The organism is Stenotrophomonas maltophilia complex sp. Om-AH-Sm3 (genome assembly GCF_059337855.1).
Window position 1 is genome coordinate 77,469 of sequence record NZ_JBYBLQ010000001.1, and the last position, 22,461, is coordinate 99,929.

A 22,461-nucleotide genomic window follows, 5' to 3' on the forward strand; every position below is an offset into this window, starting at 1 on the left:
GGCTCAGCCCGCGCCGGCGCGGGCCTGTCCGCGCCACTCCCGCGGCGACTGTCCGGTATGTGCCTTGAATGCGCGCGACAGTGCGGCTTCGCTGCCATAGCCGACGTCGTCAGCGATCCGCTTCAATGGGCGCCCCTGGCGCAGCGCCTGCTGTGCCAGGCCCACCCGCCAGCCCTGCAGGTACTGGCCCGGGGTAGTGCCCATCGCCTCACGGAAACTGGCAGCAAAGACGCTGCGTGACATGCCGGCGACCTCGGCCAGGTCTTCCAGGGTCCAGGACTGTGCTGGCGCCTCATGCATCGCCACCAGCGCCAGCCGCAGCCGCGGATGCCCCAGCCCGGCAAACAGGCCACCACGCATCTCGCCCCCTTCCATCAGCTGCCGCAGCACCTGGATCATCACCACCTCGAACAGTCGGTTGACCATCGCCGCACGCCCGCAGCGCTGCTCGAAGGCTTCTTCGAACAGCAGCTCCAGCGCTGCGTTGCCGCCGTACAGATCGGCCAGCGGCAGGCATATGAAATCGGGCAACGCCGCGCTGATCGGGTTGAGCCGCCCGCCCTCGAAATGCAGATTGGCGCAGGCCATGTCGGCGCCATGCTGCGGATCGGTACTGAATCGATGCGGCATCGGCCGTGGGTACAGCAGCAGGCTCGGCACCTCGACCTGGACAGTCTGCTGGCCATGGCTGACCTGCAACGGGCCACGTCGCACCAGATGCAGCTGCCCGGCGTCATCCTCGCCCGCCAGCGAGTTGATGCCGCACAGCGCGCCAGCATGGAACACCGAGGCAGTGACCGCAAAGCGTTCAAGCAGAATGGCGAGCCGGTCGACCATAACGGGACCTTGGGTAAAGTAGAAAGAGATCAAGGCGACACATCGTATCGGAATCCTCCCGTAGCGGACGTGATCAATTCCGGGAGCGGGCGCCCCCCAGCCCGCCCTTCCTGCGGCAGTGCAGCGCGCGCAACATTTCGCTGGCATCTATGCTCGGGGTCATTCCCGCATGGAATGACCCCGATGCCCGCCCTGCTTCGATGCGCCCTCGCCCTCGGCCTGCTGCTGCCTTCGACGACCTTGCTGGCGTCAGCGCCAACGGCGGCACGCACGCTGAGCGGCGAGCTGCAGGGCGCGCCGTGGCGCCTGGACGTGCCGGCCTACTGGAACGGTGACCTGGTGATGCTGGCGCACGGCTACGAGCCGGTAGGCATGCCACGTGCTACGCCGATGGCTGCCAATGACGGCACCGCGCCACTGCTGGCGGCAGGCTACGCCGTCGCGCAGAGCGCCTATGCCAGCCAGGGCTGGGCGGTGGCCGATGCGATTACCGACATGGAACGCCTGCGCCGGCATGCAGCGGGTGAACTCCGGCATGTGCGCCACACCTGGCTACTGGGATTCTCGATGGGCGGAGCCGTGACCCTCGCCAGCCTCGAGCGGTTCCCGCAACACTACACCGGTGGCGTGTCGCTATGCGGCGCCAATCTCAGTGGCGAACAGATCGCGAGTGATCTGCTGACCACGCTGGTCGCTTTCGATTACTTCTTTGCCAAGGCCGAAGGCCTGCCTGCTGCGGGACTGGTCTCACGCGAAGCGGCTGCGCTGCCACAGGGCGAACTGTACCAGGGCATCTCCAATGCGCTGCAACGCAGCCCGTCACATGCCGCGTTGCTGGCACAGCGGCTGCAGGTGTCCGCTGATGCACTGGCCGGCACGATCAGCCTGCATGCTCTGGTCCTGCACGAACTGGCCACGCGCAGTGGCGGCATGCCGGTGGGCAACAGAGGTGTGGCTTACAGCGGCTTCGGTGACGACATGGCGTTCAATGCCGGCGTGCAACGTGTCGATGCCGTGCCTGCCGCGCAGGCCGCTGTCCGCAGGGAGCTGGCATTGAGCGGTGCGTTGAGGCGACCGCTGGTGATCCAGTTCAACAACAACGACCCGACGATCGTGCCGCGCATGCAGACGGTGTATCCGCAGACGGCCGCACGGGCCGGCGCCCGTCCGCTGCCACAGGTGCTGCCGCCCGTTGGCGAAGGCCATTGTGGCTTCTCCGGCGCGCAGATCATCGAGGCGTTGAAGGCCGCGCAGCGTTGAGCAATCGCGGCCCGCGCGCAGCTCAGCCGCCCAGCGTGCCCATCGTGAAGGTGTAGCCCGAGCTCATCAGGAATTCGCGCATGCGCATTTCCGCGCGCCGTGGTGAGGCCAGGTTGGCCGGCGCGTACAGGGCATACACCAGGCCCGACCCTTCGATATGCTCGCGGCGCACCCCGCAGCGGGCGGTTTCCGAGGCGATGACCCATCCGTCCTTCAGCCGATCAGGGCCAATGGATTGCCCGTTCTTCAAGCGGAAGGTCAACCAGCGCACATCTGCCGTGACTTTGCTCATTTCCGTTTCGCTCCGTGGCTGGAACGACGCGTGATGTCCTTGCTCGCCATTGCGGCTCCCTGAGACGTGGAACTCGACCATAGCGCCTTTCCATGTCGTGGCCGGCTGAGACTGGCGACCGGGGCGCGGCGAACGGCTGCAGGTGAAGCAGCGCGGCGTCGGAAATGGCGGCCGCAGGGAGCGCCCTGCCGGCGCAGTTCACAGGCAGGGAACCCGACTCACGCAGCGCGGTCGCTGCCCTGGTTCAAGGCGTGCAGCGCATCGGCCAGCGCCTGGATTTCGGCACGCAGGGCCAGCCGCTGCAACCACCGCCCGGGGATTCCGCGCGCACCATGGAATGCACCCGCCAGCTGCCCCGCGATGGCGGCCGTGGTGTCGGCGTCCTCGCCAAGATTGGCCGCCTCGAGTACGACGGCTTCAAAGGTGTCGTGGCGATCAAAGCACCAGAGTGCAGCTTCCAGACTGTCGACAACATAGCCATTGCCACGGATCTGCTCACGCGCGGCACCGCGGTAGCCGCCCGCCGCGATCTGCCGCAGCCGCGCGCTCTCGACAGGGACATTGCTGAGATCCAGCACCGCGTCACGGGTGCCACCTGCCAACGCCCGCTCCAGCGCGACCGCCAGCAAGCGGCACGCCTCCAGGCACTCCTGCGCAGCGTGCGTCGTTCGCGAACTCAGCTCGGCCATTGCCTGCAGGTCGGGAGTCCCGGCGTAGCGCAATGCCACCGGCGCCAAACGCATGATCGAGCCATTGCCAGCGCTGCGTGGGTCGTCACTCCCCGCCAGCGGTTGGCCGTCCTGCAGGAACCGGTCGATGGCAGCCCGCGTTGCCATACCGATATCGAAGCACTCGCCGGTCGCACTCCAGTACCCATGCCGGTACCAGTTGGCGTAGCGGTTCATCTGATCGTGCACATCCAAGGTGTCACAACGCACCAGGCTCTCGGCCAGGCACATCGCCATGGAGGTATCGTCGGTCCATTGCCCCGGCTGCAGCTGGAACGGCCCACCACCCACCATGTCGGTGATCGGTATGAAGCTGCCACGAGGCTTGAACTCCAGCGTGGTACCGACGGCATCGCCGCACGCGAGGCCGAGCAAGGCGCCGCGGAAGTGATCAATCTGGTTCATCACACGAGTGTAGCGCCGCCGCCTCCGCCATGACTGACCGCCAGCCGCGCAACGATCGTGCGAGCGCGAAAGCGATCGCAGCCAACAAAAAAGCCCTGACCGGAGTCAGGGCTTTTCAATTGGAGGCCTCAAGCGGAATCGAACCGCTGTAAACGGATTTGCAATCCGGTGCATAGCCACTCTGCCATGAGGCCAACGTACTGCGCGCCAGGAACATAGCCCTGACAAGACAAAACCCCAAGATGGGGCCTGTCGGAACATGGAGCGGGAAACGAGACTCGAACTCGCGACCTCAACCTTGGCAAGGTTGCGCTCTACCAACTGAGCTATTCCCGCGTAAGCCGACATGCTACCGGAAATCCGGAAAACACACCAGCGATTTCACTTTTCTGACTGCGCGCAAAACCTTGTGGCCCAACGCGCCCCGCCTTGCCGTGGCGGGAGAAAAACAAGGCCCCTACCGGGGCCCTGTAGAATCTGGAGCGGGAAACGAGACTCGAACTCGCGACCTCAACCTTGGCAAGGTTGCGCTCTACCAACTGAGCTATTCCCGCAGATTCCATTCGACCTGCGTCGAAGGAGCGCTATTGTGTCCAAATTCCTTCACGCCGTCAACAGTCTTCACATCATGCGGTCACGGGCGTCCGCACTGGGTTACGCTGCCCCGCCCGGCCCCGTTCGCCCATGCTCCTTCGCGGCACGCCTCTGCTGATCGCCCTGCTGCTGCATCTGCTGGTGGCCCTGCTGTACTGGGCGCTGATTCCGCTGGGAATGAACTGGTATCGCGACCAATTCGGCTTTGCTTCACATCGTGACATCGGACTGGGCATCGCCCAGTTTTATCTGTTCTGGATGTTCGTTGGCGCCCAGCCGCTGATCACGGTGCTACGGCTACTGTTTGCCAAGCTGCTGGTGCTGGCGATTCCCCTAGCGTTCGCGAGTTGGACACTGATGCACAACCATCCGCTGCGCCTGGTGTACTTCACCGTTGGGCCCGGCCTGCTGGCACTGGCCGCAATCGTCATCTCCGCATGGTATGCATCACCCAACCGCCTGCCCGCCGCCATGGACACCGCCCATGCCTGAGCGCTACGTCCGATTTTTCTGGCTGCTGGTCGCACTGACCTGGTTCGCGCTGATCGCTGCGCTGGTCAATGCTGGCTTCACCCCGGACTACTGGCTGCTGCACCACCTGGAAGGCGCCGAGCTACCCTACCCGACCAGCACCGTCATCGTCTTCGCGCTGCTGGGAGCCGTCGAGCTGGTGGTCGCCGCACTGATCGTGCAGCCTTGGAAACTGAAGCGCCTGTGGCTGCGCTTGCTGATCGCGTTAGCGTTGCTGGTGGTGTGGTCGGTGCCGTGGATGCTGTCGGCGATGCATCAGCCACCCGTACACGGCATGCACCTGCTGTGGTTGCTGCTGCTGGATGTGGGACTGCTGTTGGCACTGTGCGTGGTATCGGCAGTGAGCGCATGGCGGGCGCTGAGGCGAGCCTCTTCCAGCACCCCAGACTACCGATAGTCGAAGACGCTGAATCGCGAATGCGAGGCCACGCCCGCGCGCCTCTTTTCAGATTAGTTGCATAGCCTCAAGGTAGATCTATGACAGACAGTATCTGACCCGAGGTCTCCAGCACTGGCAGCGTTCCGATTGACCATGCCCAGCAGTGACCTCCTGCCGAGTCAGGACCGTCCATGCAGCAATCGAGCCTTTTGAGTTCTTCCCCCCTCAGCAACGTAGAAGTTTACGCACTCGAAAACGTGATACCAGCTGCGATTCGCGACCTGCTGATCCGTCGCGGGCGATCAGTCTTCAGAGGCGGCCGGATCCAGCTATGCCATCCGCAGGATCTCGCAATGGTGATGGAGCTGGTGTTACGGCACGATCCGGATCTCGCTCCAGAGGACACACTCGCCTACGCTTACTCTGCGTTCGGCACCATCTACTTCGTGCATACGCAGTACGGTCCGGGCCAGATCGATCTCTTGAGCGGCTCAGTCCTCTGCAGGCGATTGACGGAAGACAGATTCTCGCCAGGTGATATCGGCGGAGATGCAACTTCCGTCTTCCGGCTCCCTGAAGAGAGGTTGGACTTGGTCGACAAAGACGGCAATCCAATGTTCGATGCAGCAGTGCGGGCGCAAGGCCCCTTGGGTGTAGGACATTGCTACGGATTCTTCCCTGCACTCGGATTGGGAGGCGTCGCGCAACTGGACTCACTGCAGGTGGTTGAGGCACCAGTGCACTTCTCGATACTGGCCCAGCTTGTCGAGTTCCAGCTCTTCCGTGAAGCGTCGCATGGCGAACTCGTCGCCGTCATGCGACAACCACCCGTACCGACACCTGAGGAAATTGTTGCTCACCTTTCTCCGGAGTGCCCCTTTCAGGTCGTCCGATACGCCGACATCAAGGGTGAGGTACCGCAGGACTCAACATACGCACCGGAGCACTACGTCTGGGGTGATCCCGATGAGTTGGTTCTTCTGGTTGATGGCGACCTCAAGCTCGACACGCTGGACCTGGACGACCCGCTGGACCCGTGGCGGGAAGAAGATCTTGGCGCGTACATCCGTTTCATCCTGGTTCGCGGCAATGCAGAGATCGCACGCTATGTTCACAGCCTTGAAACCGACGGCGCATGCGGATTGCTTGTCTCGGGCGACCTGACGACAACCAATGCCATCGTCGGCGGACAGGAAATCCGCGTAGGCGGCAACCTGCTGGTACGCGAGCTGTTCTGGGGCGACTACAACCACGGGGAACTGCACGTGGTCGGGAACACCCAGGCAGCGCTTCTCATTCAGACCGACTACTCCATGCAATTCGATGGCTCGGTTGACTGCATGCGTCGGATGGACGACGAAGCCATCACAGACGAGGGAATTGTGCAGATCATCGAACTGGATTGCCTGTGTCGTGAATCCGAGGATCCGGACAGCTTCTGGTCATTGGACGCGGGAGCCATGCTGGAAAGGCTCACTGCCGGAAAGAGCGTCATCCGTGCGGAAGGCCTGTCAGCGCCGGACCCGCTGCTATGCACAGTGAATTTGTTTGGCGACGGCACTATCAGTCCAGACAACTTCCTGCGGATCTGCGCCGAGGACATGCTTCCGATGGATATCTGCGGCTATGATTTCCATCGCGACGGCATCTCATTTCAAGTACGAGCGGACATCGAAGATGCTGGCGCCCGCTCTTACATCCTGCAGATGGAAGACCCATCAAGGAATATCGCCGCACGCTTCGTCATGGAGCGGGTTGAAACACCTGTCGGAATAATTGGTCGCCTCAAGGGACGAAGGCCCGAGACTGGCTGGGGTCTCTGGAATTACATCTGCACTGATGTCAATAGCGACCAGAGCGAATGGGTGCGAGTGGAAGCGCATGAGATCCCGCCCGCCCACGTTGCACTCGTCCTAAAGGCCTGGCAATTCCTGCAGGAAGGGGCGTCCAGCCGCCATTGGACCGCGCAGATCATTCCGGCGAGCGAGATCAAGGATCTTCTTGCGCTGGAGATCTGCAAGCCCTACGACAACTATGACGATGATGACCGTTGCGGATTCTGGGTCGGTCACTGTCATGCGGCGTTTCGCCAACAAGAGCAGGGACCAGATCCGGTGGAGCCCACACTTCGCCTGTCTCGCGAACTGAATCAGCCTGACGGCACGAGCGTGATCGAAAGCTATTACTTCGACATTGAAACCTGCATGGATGGCATTGAGCGCGTCCGAATCCGCCACAAGGCCGACCAGGATCTGGAGGACTCTCCGGCTCAGCTCGATCCCGTTGGAGGGGCTGAACTGGCAGGCGCACTGCGCATCTACAAGCGTGGCGCGAGGGAAATGCGCAGTGCGAATGCTGACCTGCTGAGCGGAGAAGCCCCGTACTTCGCGAGAGATGATGCGTTCGCGATGAACTTCTGGAAGCGGCAGGGCTACCTGACCCAGTAGATGAGATCCTCTTCCCAGCCCCCTGCAGCATCAATAGGCTTCTGGCAGTTCGCACTGGTTGTGTGGCTGCTGCTTGTCTGCGCGCTCATCCATGCCGGCTTCAAGCCAGACTACTGGCAACTGCCCCACATCGAGTCCGGGACACTGCCTTACCCCACAGATTCAGTCATCACCTTCGCTCTGATCATCGCTGTAGAGATCGTCGCGCTGGGCCTGATGCTGCAACCTTGGCGATTCCACCGTTTGTGGCTGCGCATGCTGATCAGCATCCTGCCGTGGCTGGGCTGGACCCTGCTGTGGGGCGCGACGGCCATGCATCAATCTCCCGTGCGCGGCGTGCACGTGCTCTGGTTGCTGGCCGCCAGCGCCATCCTGCTGCTGGCGCTGCTTGTGATCGTGCCGGTCTCCGCCTGCCCTCGGTTACTGCGTTGGCTCAACCGCTGACGGCGCCTACTTCCGGAACTCCACCCGCACGTGCTGGCCGAAGCGCGCCTTGGCTTGCCCGTCGAACTCCAACACGCACTCCACCACCTTGGCCATGCCACGTCCTGCGTCTTCAGGCAGGCGTGCCTGCGCAAACACCGGACTGATGCGCACCACGCGTGCAGGCGGCAGCGTGCCCATGTTCTCCGCACCATCACTGTCCGGCACAACGGTAGCCTTCATGCCCACCTGCACGGCATCGGCGTAGGCGGCGCTCAGTTCGGCACGCACCTGCAGCGGGCGCGCCGGCAACAACGAGATCGCCGGCTTGCCGGCCTGCACGAAGGCGCCGACGCCCGGCACCTGGCCGACCACGGTGCCGGCTTCCGGCGCGCTCAACGACATCTGCTGCAGTCTCAGCTTCGCGTGCTCCAGCTTGTGCTGCGCCATGTCGACCTGCGCACCGGCCACCTCGACATCGGCACGCACACCGGCCAGCTGCTGTTTGGCCGCATCGGCCTGCTGGTTCGAGGACACACCTTCGCTGGCGCCCGTGGACAGGCGGGTGGCGTTGCGTTCCAGTTCGCGCAGCTGCGCCTGGCTGCCCTTCAGGCGGTCATTGGCCAAGGCCAGATCGGCGGTGGCCATTGCCACTTCCTGCTCCAACAGGGCGCCATCCAGCGACAGCAGCAGCTGCCCCTTCTTCACCGTGGCGCCTTCCTTCACCGGCGCTGCAGTGATCGAGCCATCCACCGGCGGCGCCAGTGCGATCAGGCCACCTTCGACGTCAATGATGCCCCGCGCCACGGCGACCTTGCCGGCGGCGGCAGTACCCTCCTTGCCCGAGGGGGCCGATGCAGCGGTGGGCGCTTCCCTGGAACAGGCGCCGAGCAGCAGTGCCGCGGACAGGGCCAGGCTGAGGGGAAGCAGATGCGACGTCTTGGTCATGGGGCGGACTCTACGGTTTCGTTCTGGCGGCGGTCATCACGGACCATGCCGTCTTCCATGGCGATCACCCGATCGGCATGCCGGATCAGGCGCGGATCGTGGCTCACGCACAGCACGGTGGCGCCATGCGCGCGTGCGTAGCGATGCAGGATGTCGATCACGCGCTGACCGTTCTCGGCATCCAGCGCGCTGGTGGGTTCGTCGGCGAAGATCAGCGTTGGCGACTTGGCGAAGGCACGCGCCACCGCCACGCGCTGTTTCTCGCCACCGGACAGCTGCGCCGGGCGCATGTGGCTTCGATGGCCGAGGCCGACTTTTTCCAGCGCCTTGCGGGCCAGCGGCTCGCTTTCGCGATTGCGCATGCCGCGGTAGCCCAGTGGCAGCTGCACCTGCTCCAGCGCGGTCAGTGCCGGGAACAGGTTGAAGCCCTGGAACACGAAGCCGACATGGTGCAGGCGGAAACGCTCCACTTCACTGCGGGTCATGTGGCCCACGTCCTGGCCCAGCGCGTGCACGCGACCGCCATCGGGCGCGGACAGGCCGGACAGCAGCGACAGCAGCGTGCTCTTGCCGCAGCCGGACGGGCCGGATACCAGGGTCAGCTCGCCGGGATAGATGTCCAGCGACAGGCCACGCAGCACCGGCACCTGCACATCACCGGACATGAAGCCTTTTTCCAATGCGTCGGCCTGCAGGGTCGGGGCGACGGTGCGTGCGGAAGTCATCGGCCGGTCCTCAACGCAGCAGCAACGATGGATCGGAGCGGACGACACTGCGCACCGCCATGATGCTGGAGAGCATGGCCATCACCGCCACCAGCGCCACGCAGCCGAGGATCACCATCGGCGTCAGCTGCACCGGTACGCGCTGGGTCTGCGCGATCAGCAGCACCACGGTACTGAACGCCGCCGCCAGCAGCATGCCCACGCCACCGATCAGCAGTGCCTGCTCGAACACCACCCGTGCCAGCGCATAGCGGCCTGCACCGAGTGCATTGAGCGTGGCGTACTCGCGTACCGAGCCGGCCACCACCGAGGCGAACGACTGATTGGTGATCACCGCACCGACGAAGCAGACGATGACGGCCATGAACAACACGGCGATACCTGCGCCGGTATCGAACAGCCAATACTGCTGCGAACGGCTGGCGAACGCCGGCGCGGTCCAGAACTCGACCGGTGTGGCCTGGCCCATCGACGCGGCCAGGCGGTCACGCACGCGGTCGGCCAGTTGCGGCGAGCGCAGGCCCGCCACGAAATAGGTGCTTCCCTCGTGTGGGTCGGTGCCGGCGATGGCGCGCGCGGTGTCCAGCGAGGCCAGTACATTGACACCGCCAAGGCCCCGCAGGCCCGGTTGTGCAGCGACCACGCGCACCGCCTTGCCATTGATCCAGGCACGGTTGTTCTGCAGGTCCACGCCCAGCGTATCCAGATCGGCGCTGTCGACGATCACCGCACCCGGCTCGCGCAGCTGCGCGCGCAGGTTGGCAGGGAGGATGCGCGCGAACATCATCGCATCGTCCCGGGTGGAGATACCGGACAGGTACACCGACACATTGCCGGTGCCCTGCGCGCCGGATCGCCATTCGCCATCGACCCACTCGTAGGGCTCGACGCGGGTGACATCCGGGTCCATGCGCAGATGGCTTTCCACATCCGCGCTGATTGCATGGCCGTAATTGACACTCTGAGTGCCGGGGAAACCGGCCCAGATATCAGCCGAGGACGCTTTCACATAGATCGCAGCGGTACCGAAGATGCCCAGCACCAGTGCGGCCTGCACGATCAACAGCACACCGGCAAAACACATCGCCAGCACCACCGGCAGGAACCGGCGCCACTCATAGGCCAGGGTCTTGCGGGCGAGTGCGATCATTGTGGTTCGCCCTCACCCTCGGCAGGCAGCGGGGCACCGCCGAGGGCGCGGTACAGCGATGCAAAGGCCAGAACGCGGGCACCCTGCGCAGCGATCAGATCAGCCTGCGAGGCGAGTGCGGCGCGTTGCGTGTCGAGTCCATCGAACTCGCTGGACAGACCCAGCTGCACCTGCCGCGCCTGGCGCTTGACCTGCTGCCCGGCGGCGTCGTTGGCCGCGCGCAACGACTGGATGCTGCTGTCCTGCCGCGCCAGGCTGCCCAGCGCGCCTTCCACTTCGCTCACGCCTTCCAGCACCGCCTTGCGGTATCCCAGCAAGGCGGCATCCAGCTGCTTTTCATTGGCATGGAAGCGCGCGCGACGCTGGCCCCAGTCCCATAGCGGAATATCGATGTACGGGCCGATCGACGGGCTCGAATCGGAATTGGAGCGGGCGTTCTGGGTGAGGTTGTACGCGTACAGGATGGAGCCGCCAAGGCTGACCCGTGGATACATCGCTGCGCGCGCCGAACCCTTGCTGGCCGCTGCCTGCATCACCTCTGATTCGGCCAGCAGGATCTGCGGGCGGTGGCGCAGCAGATCCGCAGGGACCTGCTGCAGCGAGAATGCACCGAGCTTCGGCGGCGCGCGGTACGCGCGCCAGGCGGGATCCGGCCCGTCACGCCCCAGCAGCAGCGCCAGCGCGCGAGCCGCGTTGTCCGCATTTTCGCGGGCCTGCGCCGTCGCTGCCCGGGTCGCCGCCTGGCGCGCGCGCAGGCGTTCCAGCTCGCCCGGCTCATCCAGGCGCAGGCGCAGGCGAACCCGTGCCAGTTGTTCGCCGCGATCATCCACGGCCTGCTGTCTGACCAGCAGATCCTGCTGGGCCTGCGCTACGGTCAGATCCAGATAGCTGCGCACCACGTCGGCAATCACCGCCACTTGTGCGGCATTGCGCAACGCCTCGGCATTGCCGGCCGAGGCCTGCGCGCTGAGATGGGCACTCTCGGCGGCGCCGAACAGGCCCAGGTCCCAGATCGCTTCGATGCCTGCATGGAAATAGGTGTCGACCGCGGCGGCGTCCTGTACCTGCTTGGCGCTGGCCGAGATCTCCGGCAGGAAGCGCGAATCCGAGGTGCCGGCGACGATCCGCACTGCCTGCAGGCGCAACGTGGCCTGCTGCAGATCAAGGTTGCCGGCGATGGCTTGATCGACCAGGCCGTCCAGCGCCGGGTCGGCCAGCACCTTCCACCACTGCCTGGCCTCCACCGCCACGCCCTGGCCCTGCGGCACCTGGGTCCAGGTGCTGGGGGTGCGATCAGGCAGGTCCGGAGCCGGCACCGACATGCAACCTGCCAGCGCCAGGCTGGTCAGCAGTGCGCCCGGGCGCAGCAATGCCTGCAGGGAGAGTCCGCGCCCGGTCCTGGGCACTGCCACTGGAGTGATACGCCTGACCACCAGCCCGCCAACGTGTAGAAGGAGCATGAAGGCTACCGTGCGATTGTGGAGCGAACATGGAGAATTGGTCCGAAAACGGTCACAACACGCGTGCGGTTCAGGCAACGCTGCCCCAGTCTTTCACTGCGCTTTCAACGCGTTCCCGGTACAGAACACTGGATGCTTTTCACGGCGCATTGCACATTGCGACGTCTCCCCGGCTCGACGTGCCGCACGCGTGAACATCCTCGCCGCTGGCAGCCAATCGCTTCGATCACGGCGGTGGCTGTCGGTGCATCGTGGTCGCGCTGACCACTCCGCGGGCCTCGAACGCTCGCTGGCGACCCATGGGCGCATCCGGTCCGACAAACGAAAAACGCCCCCTTCCGGGAGCGTTCTTCTTGAATCTGGAGCGGGAAACGAGACTCGAACTCGCGACCTCAACCTTGGCAAGGTTGCGCTCTACCAACTGAGCTATTCCCGCAGATTTCGTTCGACCTGCGTCGAAGGAGCGCTATTGTGTCGATATCGCTGCACGGCGTCAACAGGAATTTTCGCCTGCATTGTGGGGAGGCGTTCAGGCCCCCAGGACCGATACCTCAGGTTCGCAGGCCACGGCGGTGGAAGTAGACCTGCTCGGCGATGCGCCGCGTGGCCGCTGTATGCAGCAGTACATCAAGCGGGCAATCGGCCTGCAGATGATCCATCGCCCAGCGCAGCACGCGCTTGCCATGGAACGCCGGGGCGACCTGACGCGCCACCCGTTCCGCTTCTGGCCCTTGCCCACGCAGATGGCGGGCAATCGCCTCACCGACCGCCCAGCCGTGCCGCCACGAAGAGTGGATGCCCCCGGCGGACAGCGGCGAGACGATGCCTGCCGCGTCGCCGGTCAGGATCAGGCGCTGGCCGGTGATCGGCCCGTCCGGCCGGCCGCAGGGCACCAGGCCGGCGCGGGTGGCCGAGGGGCGCGCCGAAGGCGGAATGTTGACTACACCGCGCACGTGGTCGAGGAAACCCTCAATGTCCGGCGGCCGCACCCGTTGCGGATCGTGACGCAGCGCCAACCCGACCTGCAGACCGCTCGGATTCTGGGCGACCCAGCCGATGTAGCCCGGGGCGTAGCGCTTGCTGACGAAGCAATGCAGCGCATCGCCCTGCACCACCTGCTGACCGGCGAACTCACGTTCTACGCCGTAGAGGTTGTCACGTACCTGGCCGAGGCCGGTGCGCCGGGCCACGCGTGAGCGCGCGCCATCGGCGCCAACCAGATAGGCGCAGCTCCCTGCCCCTTCCACCTGCCAGCCGTCACCGCGGCGACGGGCGTCGGTGAAGGACTGCTGCAGGCGCAGGTCGACGCCGTTCGCGTGCAGTTCGCTGGCCAGCCAGCGCATGACGTTCGGCGTATCGGTGGTGAGGAAGTAATAGCCCTGCGCGGCCAGCAACACGCTGCGCAGGTTCGGCGCATACAGACGCACGTTGGCAACGCGCTTCACGAGGTGCTCGGGCATGCGTCCCAGCCAGGTCTGCTCCATCGCCTCTTTCACCACGATGCCGGTGGTGCGCAGGCGCTCGCCGGGGTCGGCCTTGCGTTCCAGCACGCAGACGCGCAGGCCGTATTGGGCAGCAGCCAGTGCGCAGGCGGCACCGGCGAAACTGGCGCCGACGATGACGACGTCGTGGTCGTAGGCGGAAGAAGCGTGGGGCATTGCTGCATCGCCGTGGAGAGTCGGAGATGCAGCTTCGCTAGCGCGGATGGAGGGGCGATGGAGTGTGGGTGAAGTAGGGATGAAGCATGCAATTTGCCAACGGGAAAACGTCTTCAGTTTCGGGATCGCTTTTCTGCTTCGACTCTTTTCGCATCAACTCATCAGGAAACGCAACTTACTCTCCTGATGCATTCATTCTTACCTGTTCAGCATATTCTGCAACTAGTTGCATGTTTGATCCTACTTCGAGCATCTATAACGAAATGTCGCGATTCCATCGCTCTGGCAGCACTATCGAATGTCACTTCGCACAACCCATTGGGCCTCGACAGGACCTCTCATCTTGGCAACCGGCCGCACCACCCTTTCACTGCTATTGGTTTCGATGGCATTAATCACATCGGGATGCCGGACGGCGGCTGTCATCAGCAAGGAAATTGCACTTTCCACGACCACGCGCGCATCTTCGAGAACATTCAACTTGACAGCCCAACTGCCGGCACAGCTGCACATGACTCTTGTCGCACACTATGCACCACGAGATGCGAAAGATCTGAACTGCAGCGGAGTAACTTCCTTTGTGAGCAACATCCCCGGCCCGAGATCTGTCACAAAGGCATTTCATCTATCCAGCCCGGATGAATCCAAGCCATCACGTGTAGACATCCCCGTGCATTACTCCATCGGAGCTTGCAAACTGCCACTGGAAACGGTCGGACTAACACTCCAGAACGAACCTAGAAAGAGCGCAATCAATTCAGGGGAGTACCGCTTCCATCTACATGTCCGAGATGCAACCGAAGACGCTACTTCCCTGAATGCAGGGATCAAGGAGCTTCGACTCACCCAGCACTGCAAGCAACTCGTTCATCGAAGCAGCTCTTCCAAGGAAGAGTTGAGGAAGTTACTGATCTGCGACGGGAGAAAAGAGGTCAATCTCGATCGTAAGAATCTTAAAGAAGTGAGCGTTCGCCTACACGTTACGCTGGACCCGATCGAAGCTCCTCTCTATCAGAAATGACAAGGATTGTCAGGGAGCGCTACTGATCCACGCACCATGCATCGCAGCCAACGAAGCACCGCGCGCTACGAAAGGACCGCCGCATCAGACTCCGACCTTATGAATCAGCATGAGGACTGCCTCGTCCTGTCGTCTACCTTCTTGATAGATTCAATTTCGCGACCTTCCGTCTGCTTCCGGCCAGTGCAGAACAACACCGAATAGGCCTCTGCTGAGTGCACAGAAGAATTCAGCCTGAACACGTACGCCAAGCCTGGCCGCAGTTCCAACACTCTCTCCTTTCCTCTCAAGGGTTCGACAGCGTATGAGCTGGGCACACGCCCATATGAGAAGCAGTCACCGGGTTTCAGCATCAATGGTGCAGCACCATCCTTCAGTTCAATGCTCCAGACCCCATCGTTCTGATCACTGGCTTCAGACAACGTTGCCCAGCCTATGGGGAAAGGTGATCGGGCCTTTTTCGGAAGGCAGATCGCAGGCCGCCCATCAATAAGGGAAACTTCGGCTTGCTTGTCATATCCCAGAGGAGTCGCATGCGCATTGACGGAAAAAACAAGCATCCCGACGGCAACCAGCGGTCGAATCATCATGGAACTCCGGATGTAGATGAATAAAAGGTTTCGGCGTCCATTCATATCAATGAAGCTGGCATGCCAACGCCCGTCCATTGAGCGATGAGCATTGCGCCGTGCAGTCAAGATGCAGATGGAAAAGCAGCTGAGCGCAAGGGGCCCACCAACACAGCTTCTCCATCAACTCGTACTTTCTTGGTTCTTCCTGGCCCATCACGTCAGCAATGGCAACTGTACCAAGGGGCAAGCCCGGCTGAACTCACTGTGAGAGAGAGGTCGCTTGCGAAAGCGCTACCGATGCTCTGGATATCGCACAACGCCGAGGTCTCTGCCATGTCAGCTGACCATTTGCGACATTCTGCGCAGCTGTCGAGCACTACGATCAATTCATTCAAAGTTGCCTGCGTTGTTCACTCGCCACCGACGTCCACCTTGCATCCAGCCACAACCGTTTCGTGCGGCGACCAACAGGTAGGTGCCGTCCGCAAAGCTGACACCAACGATGACCATGTCGAGATCCCAGGTGGAGAGAGATCGCAGCGTCCACTATCGGGCAGAAGCAACGCCCCCGTTCGAGAACGTTGCTTGCAGGACTTCTTTGCGCCGTCAGGCCACCACAATCCGCAGCGGATCTGCAGACGCCAGGATCTCCGCACGCTCACCCGTGGGCGGATAGATCCATTCGGTGTTGATCCGGGTCCTGAGCGCCTTGACTTCAGCGCCGGACAGCGTTACCTGGCGATCCCAGCCCTCGGTGTAGACAGCACCCCACGGCCGCAGGTCCAGGCAGGTCACGTACTTGGGCTGCGCATACCGAATCATCGCTTCCCCGATCAGGTCAGCCGCGGCGTTGTGTCCGGTGGAGCGCCCCAGGTTCATCGCGTGCTGGCAGGACATCATCGCCACGTTGCCCTCGTCATCGGTGGCGGCATGCGCGCAGTCGCCGGTGGCGAACACCGCGTCGACACTCTTCGCCTTGAGAGTGCGATCCACATGCAGGCGACCCACCGCATCGTGCTAGCCAGGAATCTGAGCATTCAACGCACTGGCACGTGCACCGGCCGTCCAGACAACGGTGGCGGCGTCGATGCGTTCTCCGTTTTCCAACGTCACGCCCTCCGCGTCCACGCGAGCGACGCCCGAGCCCAGACGCCAGGACACACCCAACTCCCTGTGGGCGCTGCGCGCTGTTTGATGGTGCCCCACCCGCTGCGCCAACCGCGGTATGTGCGGCATCCACGCGGTGATGATCAATGCGCAGAAGGCCATGCGCGAAGAACTGGCACGTTCCAACCTGGCCTCGATTGCCGAGGGCGTGCAGGGCAAGGGACGCCCGGCGAGTTTCGCCGGTGATGTGCAGGAGTGGTTCGCGGACCGCCAGGTGGCACGCGAGGAAGCGCGCATCACCGGCATGCGTTGGCGCGCGACGGCGCAGGACAATGGTTGATCTGCGAGGGTACCGCCGCGCATAACGAAAAACGCCCCCTTGCGGGAGCGTTTTTCTTGAATCTGGAGCGGGAAACGAGACTCGAACTCGCGACCTCAACCTTGGCAAGGTTGCGCTCTACCAACTGAGCTATTCCCGCTTGGGATGCGAAATTTTACCTATTCCAAGAATGGCGTCAAGCGCTTTTTTCAGGACCTGCGAGACGCCCAGCACCGCGCTATCCACGCATGACGTGGATCTACCACGGCATCCCCGCAAACGGATGGATCCGCACCATCCGTGGACGCAGCATTTCCAGTACATCCACGCCATGCGTGGATAGCGCATCGATGGGGTCAGAGCCCTTTCCTTCGGAAAGGGATCCGACCCCGGGGATCCGACCCCAGGCTCAGTTGCCCAGCTTCTTCTGCCGTGCACGCTCGCGCGCGGCGCGCTCGTCATCGCGCAGGCTCGGCCAAGCGGCGTGCAGGTACTGCAGGCCCGACCACAGGGTCAGCACCGCGGCAATCGCCAGGGTCCAGTCGCCGATGTGGAACACCGGCCAGCCCATCCAGATGTCTTCCACCGGCACGTTCGGTGCCACCGAATACAGCAGGCACAGCAGCGCGACCATCTGCGCGGTGGTCTTGATCTTGCCGATCATCGCCACGCGCACCTTGGCGCGCTGGCCCAGCTCGGCCATCCACTCTCGCAGCGCCGATACCGCGATCTCGCGGCCGACGATCACCGCCGCCCAGAATGCCATCCACGGCGTCGGATGGCCCTGGACGATCAGGAACAGTGCCACTGCCACCATCAGCTTGTCCGCGACCGGGTCGAGGAAGGCGCCGAAGGCCGACTCCAGCTGGTAACGGCGTGCGATCCAGCCGTCGAGCCAGTCGGTGATCGCGGCCAGGCCGAAGATCGCCGCCGAAGCGAAGTTGGTCCAGGTGTAGGGCAGGTAGAACACCAGCACCAGCACCGGGATCATCACGATCCGCAACAACGTCAGCCAGGTGGGCAGGGTCAACTTCATGCTTGCGTGCTTCTCTCTCTACTCGGCCGCATCAGGCGTGGCCAACCCGTGCAGGTTAGCGTAGATACGTGCCGCGAGGGCGTCATTGATGCCTTCCACCTTGGCGATTTCCGCTTCGCCAGCGGCTTTCAGGCCCACAAGACCGCCGAAATGCTTGAGCAGGCTGGCGCGGCGGCGCGGCCCGATGCCGGGGATATCCTCCAGCTTGCTGGTCATCCGCGCCTTCTGGCGGCGCCCCCTGTGGCCGGTGATGGCAAAGCGATGCGCCTCGTCGCGCACCTGCTGGATGAACTGCAGCGCCGGGTTGGCCGCGCCCGGGCGCAGCTCGCGGCCATCGGGCATCACCAGCGCTTCGTGGCCGGCGCGGCGCTCCACGCCTTTGGCCACGCCCACCAGCAGCACGCCTTCCACGCCCAGGTCGGCCAGCGCGGCCTGCGCCTGCGCCAGCTGGCCGGCACCACCGTCGATCAGCAGTACGTCCGGCAGCACGCCCTGCTCTTCCACCGCACGGCGGAAGCGCCGATCGATGGCCTGGCGCATAGCGGCGTAGTCGTCGCCCGGCTCGATGCCGCTGATGTTGAAGCGGCGGTACTGCGAGCGTACCGGACCGGCGGCGTCGAACACCACGCACGAGGCCACAGTGGCCTCGCCCAGCGTATGGCTGATATCGAAGCACTCGACCCGCTTGACCGGCTCGGCCAGGCCCAGCATCTCGCGCAGTGCATCGCTGCGCGCATGCTGCGCATTGCGGCTGTTGAGTTCAGTGGCCAGGGTCAGCTGCGCGTTGCGGCTGGCCAGCTCCACATAGCCGGCGCGCTCGCCGCGCACGTTCCACTTCAGCTGCACCTTGCGCTCGGCCGAGGCCGACAGCGCCGCGACCAGCAGGTCGGCATCGGGAATCTCGCGATCCAGCAGGATCTCGCGCGGCGGCTCGAATTCGATGTAGTACTGCGAGACGAACGCGGCCAGCACTTCCTCCGGACTCTCCTCGCCGTTGGTACGCGGGAAGAACGGGCGGGTGCCGAGGTTGCGGCCATCGCGGAAAGCCAGCAGCAGCACGCAGGCCTGCGAACCCTGCATGGCCACCGCCAGCACGTCCAGGTCGGCGGCGCGGCCGTCCACGTACTGGCGCGTCTGCATGCTGCGCAGCGAGGAGATCAGGTCGCGCAGGCGCGCGGCCTGCTCGAACTCCAGGGCCTCGCTGGCGGCCTGCATCTGCTCGCCCAGCTCGCGGGTCAGCTCGTCGCTCTTGCCTTCCAGGAACAGCGCAGCACGGCGCACCGATTCGGCGTAGTCCGCGGCCGGCACCAGCTCCACGCAGGGCGCGCTGCAGCGGCCGATCTGGTATTGCAGGCACGGCCGCGAGCGGTTGCGGAACACGCTGTCCTCGCAACTGCGCAGCTTGAACAGCTTGTGCATCAGGTTCAGCGTTTCGCGCACTGCGGTCACGCCCGGATACGGCCCGAAATAGCGGCCGGGAATGGCGCGCGGGCCCCGATGCAGGGCGATGCGCGGCCAGTCCTCGCGGGTCAGCAGCACATGCGGGTAGGTCTTGTCGTCGCGCAGCGAGACGTTGTAGCGCGGCGACAGCGACTTGATCAGCTGATTCTCCAGCAGCAACGCCTCGGCTTCCGAGCGCGTCACGGTCACGTCCATGCGCGTGATCTGCGAGATCATCGACATGATCCGCGCGTTCTTCGGGCTGCCGTTGAAATAGCTGCCGACGCGGTTGCGCAGCGCGCGCGCCTTGCCCACGTACAGCAGGGTGTCGTCGGCCGCGTACATGCGGTACACGCCGGGGGCGGTGCTGAGCTGGGCCGCGAAGGCCTTGCCGTCGAAGGCCGGGGCGGGAACGTCGGTCATTCGCTGATCGGGACTTCGCTGAGCACGCCGCTGTCGGGGTCGAATCGCAGCACGGCGTGGGCGTCGGTCTCGGCGATCCACACCGCACCTGCGCCCACGGCCAGGCCAGCCGGGCCGTGCAGGCGGCGCGGCAGCGGCTGGGTGGTCAGTTCACCGCCGCCCAGGCGCAGCGTGCGCAGGCGACCGTTGCCGGTGTCGGCGATCCACAGCAGCGGGGCGTCCGCGCCCAGTGCGATCGCCTGCGGGAACTGCAGGCTGGCCTGCGCACGCGGGCCGTCTTCACTGCCGAAGCGCCACGGCCCCTGCCCGACCAGTGTCTGCACCAAGTCACCACGCAGTTGCAGTGCACGGATCGAGGATCCCAACGCATCGGCGACGTACAGCACCTGCTGCACCACGGCCAGCGCGGTCGGTTGCGCGAAGGCAGCCAGATGGCCACTGCCATCACGCTCGTCGATGGAACCACTGCCGGCGCGCCATTGCAGGCTGCGCTGGCCCAGGTGGTAGCTCCAGATGCGGTTGTCGCCGGCCATTGCGATGTGCAGCTGGTTGTCGGCGATGGCCAGGCCAACCGGATGGTCCAGCGAGACCTGCCGCGCCTGCGCCACCGGGCCCTCCACCGGCGCGCCGGGTCGCCCGTTGCCGCACAGCGTGTCGACGATGCCGGTCAGCAGATTGATGCGGCGCACGGCATGGTTGCCGGTATCGGCGACGTACAGCGAATCGCGCTCCAGCACCAGCGCCTGCGGGCGGTGGAACGCCGCTTCGGCGAGATTGCCATCCATGAAATCGGCGGTGCCGAGGCCGAACTGACGCAGGATGCGGCCGCCATGGCTGCATTCGAGAATGCGGTGATGACCGCTGTCGGCGATGTACAGACGTTCGGTGCTGACCGCCAGCCCCTGCGGGAAGCGCAGGGCCTGGCGCGGTTCCGGATGCAGTTCGCTACCGCCACGCGGCGGCGCCGAAGGTGCGCCCTGGCACAGCGCGTTCAAGGCGCGCTCCAGTTCACCGGGCGCGCCCTGCCCGACCAGCCGTTGCTGTTCACGGCCCTGCGCGTCCAGCAGCACCATGGTCGGCCAGGCGGTAACGCCGAAGCGGCGCCAGCCATCCCAGTCGGCATCGAGCAGCACGGGCATGGTCAGGCCCTGACGGCGCAGCAGCTTCAGTGCAGCCGTGGCATCGCGTTCGAAATCAAAACGCGGCACCTGCAGCACCAGCGGCTGCAGCTTGCCCGGGTGGCGCGACAGCCATTGGCCGAACTCGGCCAGGCGTTGCGCACTCCAGGCGGAGGCCGCATTGACGAACAGCAGCGCGACCGGCCGGCCGCGCAGTTCGGTCAGGGTGCAGGGGGTGGCATTGAGCCAGGTGGCGAATTCGGGCAGGTCCGGGACGGGCTGGACGTTCATGACCTGATTATGCCGGAGTCGGCGTCATGCAACAGTCGTGCCACCGCACGTTTTGCAGCATCGTCGACCAGCGACCAGACCTGTTCGAAATGATCGCTGCCGCCGGTGTAGGGATCAGGGATGGCTACCCGCCCCTGCCCGCCGGACCAGGGCAGATACAACGCCAGCCGTTCACGCTGGGCCGCCGTCGCCAGGCGCCCGGCATCACGCAGGTTGGCCTCGTCGGCACACAGGATCCAGTCGAAACGTTCGAAATCCACGGCCTGCAGCTGGCGTGCGCGCAGGCCGCCGATGTCCACGCCGTGCCCGGCCGCGCAGGCGATCGCGCGGCGGTCCGGCGGCTCGCCCACGTGCCAGTCGCCCGTGCCGGCCGAATCGACCTGCACCCGCCCGGCCAGCGGCGAGGCATCCAGGCGTGCGCGCAGCGCGCCTTCGGCCATCGGCGAACGGCAGATGTTGCCGAGGCAGACGACCAGCAGCCTCATCGCGCGGCCATCGCCTGCAGCAGCCCCTCGGCGCGCTCCAGGTCCTCGGGCGTATCGATGCCCGGCGGGAACGGCTCGGGCGAGATCGCCACGCTGATCGGGTAGCCCGCTTCCAGCACGCGCAGCTGCTCCAGCGATTCGACCTGCTCCAGCTGGCCCGGCGGCATCGCCGCGAACTGCTGCAGGAAGCCGGCGCGATAGCCATAGATGCCGATGTGGCGCAGCCAGTGATGGCCGTCCGGCAGCGTGTCGCGGCTGCGTGCGAAGCCGTCGCGGTGCCAGGCGATCGGCGCGCGGCTGAAGTACATCGCCTCGTTGCGCACGTTGCGCACCAGCTTCACGACGTTCGGGTCGAACAGGGTGTGCGCGTCCTCGACGGTCGTGGCGAGAGTCGACATCGGCGCAGTGCCAGCGACCAGCGCATCGGCCACCGCGCGGATGCCGGTCGCCGGCGCGAACGGTTCGTCGCCCTGCAGGTTGACCACCACCGTGTCATCGGCCCAGCCGGCAATGCGTGCGCACTCGGCCAGGCGATCGGTGCCCGAGGCATGCGTGGTCGCGGTCATCGCCACCTTCACCTCGGCCAACCCGGACAGCGCATCGGAAATGCGTTGGTCGTCGGTCGCCACCCAGACCTCGCGGGCACCGGCCTGCAGCGCGCGGCGCGCCACATGCAGCACCAGCGGCTCACCGCCCAGCGGGCGCAGCGGCTTGCCCGGCAGCCGCGAGGCGGCAAAGCGGGCCGGAATGGCGACGACGAATTCGGTCATGCGGGCGGTTCTCGGCAGGCTCGTTACAACGGGAATGCGGCC

22 protein-coding genes and 5 tRNA genes are annotated in these 22,461 nt (G+C 64.7%); 7 read left to right on the forward strand and 20 right to left on the reverse strand.

The features are described 5' to 3' along the window. Positions 1-3: 3 nt before the first annotated feature. On the reverse strand, positions 4-837 hold the full coding sequence (locus tag AC10QF_RS00390) for an AraC family transcriptional regulator (RefSeq protein WP_005415997.1): 834 nt from the start codon (positions 835-837) through the stop codon (positions 4-6). Positions 838-1,020: 183 nt separating this feature from the next. Between AC10QF_RS00390 and AC10QF_RS00395 the strand changes: the two genes are divergently transcribed. Beyond that, positions 1,021-2,097, forward strand: a complete 1,077-nt coding sequence (locus AC10QF_RS00395) for an alpha/beta hydrolase family protein (RefSeq protein ID WP_069137926.1) — start codon at positions 1,021-1,023, stop codon at positions 2,095-2,097. A gap of 22 nt (positions 2,098-2,119) precedes the next feature. Here the strand turns inward: AC10QF_RS00395 and AC10QF_RS00400 are convergent, their stop codons facing one another. The 5 genes from AC10QF_RS00400 to AC10QF_RS00420 form a co-directional block, all read right to left on the reverse strand. After that, the gene (locus AC10QF_RS00400) at positions 2,120-2,389 is read right to left on the reverse strand and encodes a hypothetical protein (RefSeq protein ID WP_005415995.1); all 270 of its coding nucleotides are present in this window, start codon (positions 2,387-2,389) and stop codon (positions 2,120-2,122) included. A gap of 218 nt (positions 2,390-2,607) precedes the next feature. Further along, the gene (locus tag AC10QF_RS00405; protein WP_138953675.1) at positions 2,608-3,522 is read right to left on the reverse strand and encodes an ADP-ribosylglycohydrolase family protein; all 915 of its coding nucleotides are present in this window, start codon (positions 3,520-3,522) and stop codon (positions 2,608-2,610) included. 120 nt (positions 3,523-3,642) lie between these two features. Continuing rightward, a tRNA-Cys gene (locus tag AC10QF_RS00410) sits at positions 3,643-3,716 on the reverse strand. Positions 3,717-3,782: 66 nt separating this feature from the next. Then, positions 3,783-3,858, reverse strand: a tRNA-Gly gene (locus AC10QF_RS00415). A 142-nt stretch (positions 3,859-4,000) separates the two neighbouring features. Further along, a tRNA-Gly gene (locus AC10QF_RS00420) sits at positions 4,001-4,076 on the reverse strand. A 130-nt stretch (positions 4,077-4,206) separates the two neighbouring features. On the opposite strand from AC10QF_RS00420, the gene AC10QF_RS00425 reads away from it, so the two are divergent. From AC10QF_RS00425 to AC10QF_RS00440, 4 genes are all read left to right on the forward strand, one after another. Next, positions 4,207-4,608 (forward strand): hypothetical protein, encoded by a 402-nt coding sequence (locus AC10QF_RS00425; protein ID WP_494541551.1) that lies wholly within the window; start codon positions 4,207-4,209, stop codon positions 4,606-4,608. Further along, positions 4,601-5,044: a hypothetical protein gene (locus tag AC10QF_RS00430; RefSeq protein WP_069137929.1), complete on the forward strand. Its 444-nt coding sequence runs from the start codon at positions 4,601-4,603 to the stop codon at positions 5,042-5,044. The genes AC10QF_RS00425 and AC10QF_RS00430 overlap by 8 nt, the downstream gene beginning before the upstream one ends. 173 nt (positions 5,045-5,217) lie before the next feature. After that, positions 5,218-7,473: a T6SS immunity protein Tdi1 domain-containing protein gene (locus tag AC10QF_RS00435; RefSeq protein WP_494541552.1), complete on the forward strand. Its 2,256-nt coding sequence runs from the start codon at positions 5,218-5,220 to the stop codon at positions 7,471-7,473. Between the two features lie 60 nt (positions 7,474-7,533). Beyond that, positions 7,534-7,917 (forward strand): hypothetical protein, encoded by a 384-nt coding sequence (locus AC10QF_RS00440; RefSeq protein ID WP_258391629.1) that lies wholly within the window; start codon positions 7,534-7,536, stop codon positions 7,915-7,917. A gap of 6 nt (positions 7,918-7,923) precedes the next feature. Here AC10QF_RS00440 and AC10QF_RS00445 read toward each other — a convergent pair whose 3' ends face one another. From AC10QF_RS00445 to AC10QF_RS00470, 6 genes are all read right to left on the reverse strand, one after another. Continuing rightward, positions 7,924-8,844: an HlyD family secretion protein gene (locus tag AC10QF_RS00445; RefSeq protein WP_494541553.1), complete on the reverse strand. Its 921-nt coding sequence runs from the start codon at positions 8,842-8,844 to the stop codon at positions 7,924-7,926. After that, positions 8,841-9,569 carry an ABC transporter ATP-binding protein gene (locus tag AC10QF_RS00450; protein WP_111176998.1) on the reverse strand — a complete coding sequence of 243 codons (729 nt, stop codon included), beginning with the start codon at positions 9,567-9,569 and terminating at the stop codon, positions 8,841-8,843. The genes AC10QF_RS00445 and AC10QF_RS00450 overlap by 4 nt, the downstream gene beginning before the upstream one ends. A 10-nt stretch (positions 9,570-9,579) precedes the next feature. Then, positions 9,580-10,719 (reverse strand): ABC transporter permease, encoded by a 1,140-nt coding sequence (locus AC10QF_RS00455; RefSeq protein WP_069137934.1) that lies wholly within the window; start codon positions 10,717-10,719, stop codon positions 9,580-9,582. Next, positions 10,716-12,179: a TolC family protein gene (locus AC10QF_RS00460; RefSeq protein WP_138952802.1), complete on the reverse strand. Its 1,464-nt coding sequence runs from the start codon at positions 12,177-12,179 to the stop codon at positions 10,716-10,718. Before AC10QF_RS00460 ends, AC10QF_RS00455 begins: the two co-directional genes overlap by 4 nt. Positions 12,180-12,539: 360 nt before the next feature. Next, positions 12,540-12,615 (reverse strand) — tRNA-Gly (locus tag AC10QF_RS00465). Positions 12,616-12,730: 115 nt separating this feature from the next. Continuing rightward, entirely contained in the window at positions 12,731-13,837 is a 1,107-nt protein-coding gene (locus AC10QF_RS00470) for an NAD(P)/FAD-dependent oxidoreductase (protein WP_494541554.1), read from the reverse strand. Positions 13,838-14,180: 343 nt separating this feature from the next. Between AC10QF_RS00470 and AC10QF_RS00475 the strand changes: the two genes are divergently transcribed. Next, a complete protein-coding gene (locus tag AC10QF_RS00475; protein WP_146257481.1) occupies positions 14,181-14,858 on the forward strand; it encodes a hypothetical protein in 678 nt (225 codons plus the stop codon). 104 nt (positions 14,859-14,962) lie between these two features. On the opposite strand, the gene AC10QF_RS00480 is transcribed toward AC10QF_RS00475, so the two are convergent. Together AC10QF_RS00480 and AC10QF_RS00485 are read right to left on the reverse strand one after the other, a co-directional pair. After that, complete coding sequence (locus AC10QF_RS00480) at positions 14,963-15,445, reverse strand: hypothetical protein (protein WP_146205507.1); 483 nt, start codon at positions 15,443-15,445, stop codon at positions 14,963-14,965. Between the two features lie 591 nt (positions 15,446-16,036). Continuing rightward, complete coding sequence (locus tag AC10QF_RS00485; protein WP_494541555.1) at positions 16,037-16,438, reverse strand: hypothetical protein; 402 nt, start codon at positions 16,436-16,438, stop codon at positions 16,037-16,039. 217 nt (positions 16,439-16,655) lie between these two features. On the opposite strand from AC10QF_RS00485, the gene AC10QF_RS00490 reads away from it, so the two are divergent. Continuing rightward, positions 16,656-16,877 (forward strand): helix-turn-helix domain-containing protein, encoded by a 222-nt coding sequence (locus AC10QF_RS00490; RefSeq protein ID WP_111177004.1) that lies wholly within the window; start codon positions 16,656-16,658, stop codon positions 16,875-16,877. A gap of 63 nt (positions 16,878-16,940) precedes the next feature. Here AC10QF_RS00490 and AC10QF_RS00495 read toward each other — a convergent pair. The 6 genes from AC10QF_RS00495 to kdsB all read right to left on the reverse strand — a co-directional run bounded on the left by AC10QF_RS00495 (position 16,941) and on the right by kdsB (position 22,419). Continuing rightward, a tRNA-Gly gene (locus AC10QF_RS00495) sits at positions 16,941-17,016 on the reverse strand. A 249-nt stretch (positions 17,017-17,265) separates the two neighbouring features. Beyond that, on the reverse strand, positions 17,266-17,892 hold the full coding sequence (pgsA, locus tag AC10QF_RS00500; RefSeq protein WP_005412825.1) for a CDP-diacylglycerol--glycerol-3-phosphate 3-phosphatidyltransferase: 627 nt from the start codon (positions 17,890-17,892) through the stop codon (positions 17,266-17,268). Between the two features lie 18 nt (positions 17,893-17,910). Further along, a complete protein-coding gene (uvrC, locus tag AC10QF_RS00505; RefSeq protein WP_069137937.1) occupies positions 17,911-19,755 on the reverse strand; it encodes an excinuclease ABC subunit UvrC in 1,845 nt (614 codons plus the stop codon). After that, positions 19,752-21,164, reverse strand: a complete 1,413-nt coding sequence (locus AC10QF_RS00510) for an NHL repeat containing protein (RefSeq protein ID WP_005415983.1) — start codon at positions 21,162-21,164, stop codon at positions 19,752-19,754. The genes uvrC and AC10QF_RS00510 overlap by 4 nt, the downstream gene beginning before the upstream one ends. Further along, on the reverse strand, positions 21,161-21,649 hold the full coding sequence (locus AC10QF_RS00515) for a low molecular weight protein-tyrosine-phosphatase (protein ID WP_065177369.1): 489 nt from the start codon (positions 21,647-21,649) through the stop codon (positions 21,161-21,163). Before AC10QF_RS00515 ends, AC10QF_RS00510 begins: the two co-directional genes overlap by 4 nt. Continuing rightward, positions 21,646-22,419 carry a 3-deoxy-manno-octulosonate cytidylyltransferase gene (gene kdsB / locus AC10QF_RS00520; RefSeq protein WP_053500516.1) on the reverse strand — a complete coding sequence of 258 codons (774 nt, stop codon included), beginning with the start codon at positions 22,417-22,419 and terminating at the stop codon, positions 21,646-21,648. The genes AC10QF_RS00515 and kdsB overlap by 4 nt, the downstream gene beginning before the upstream one ends. Positions 22,420-22,461 lie beyond the last annotated feature (42 nt).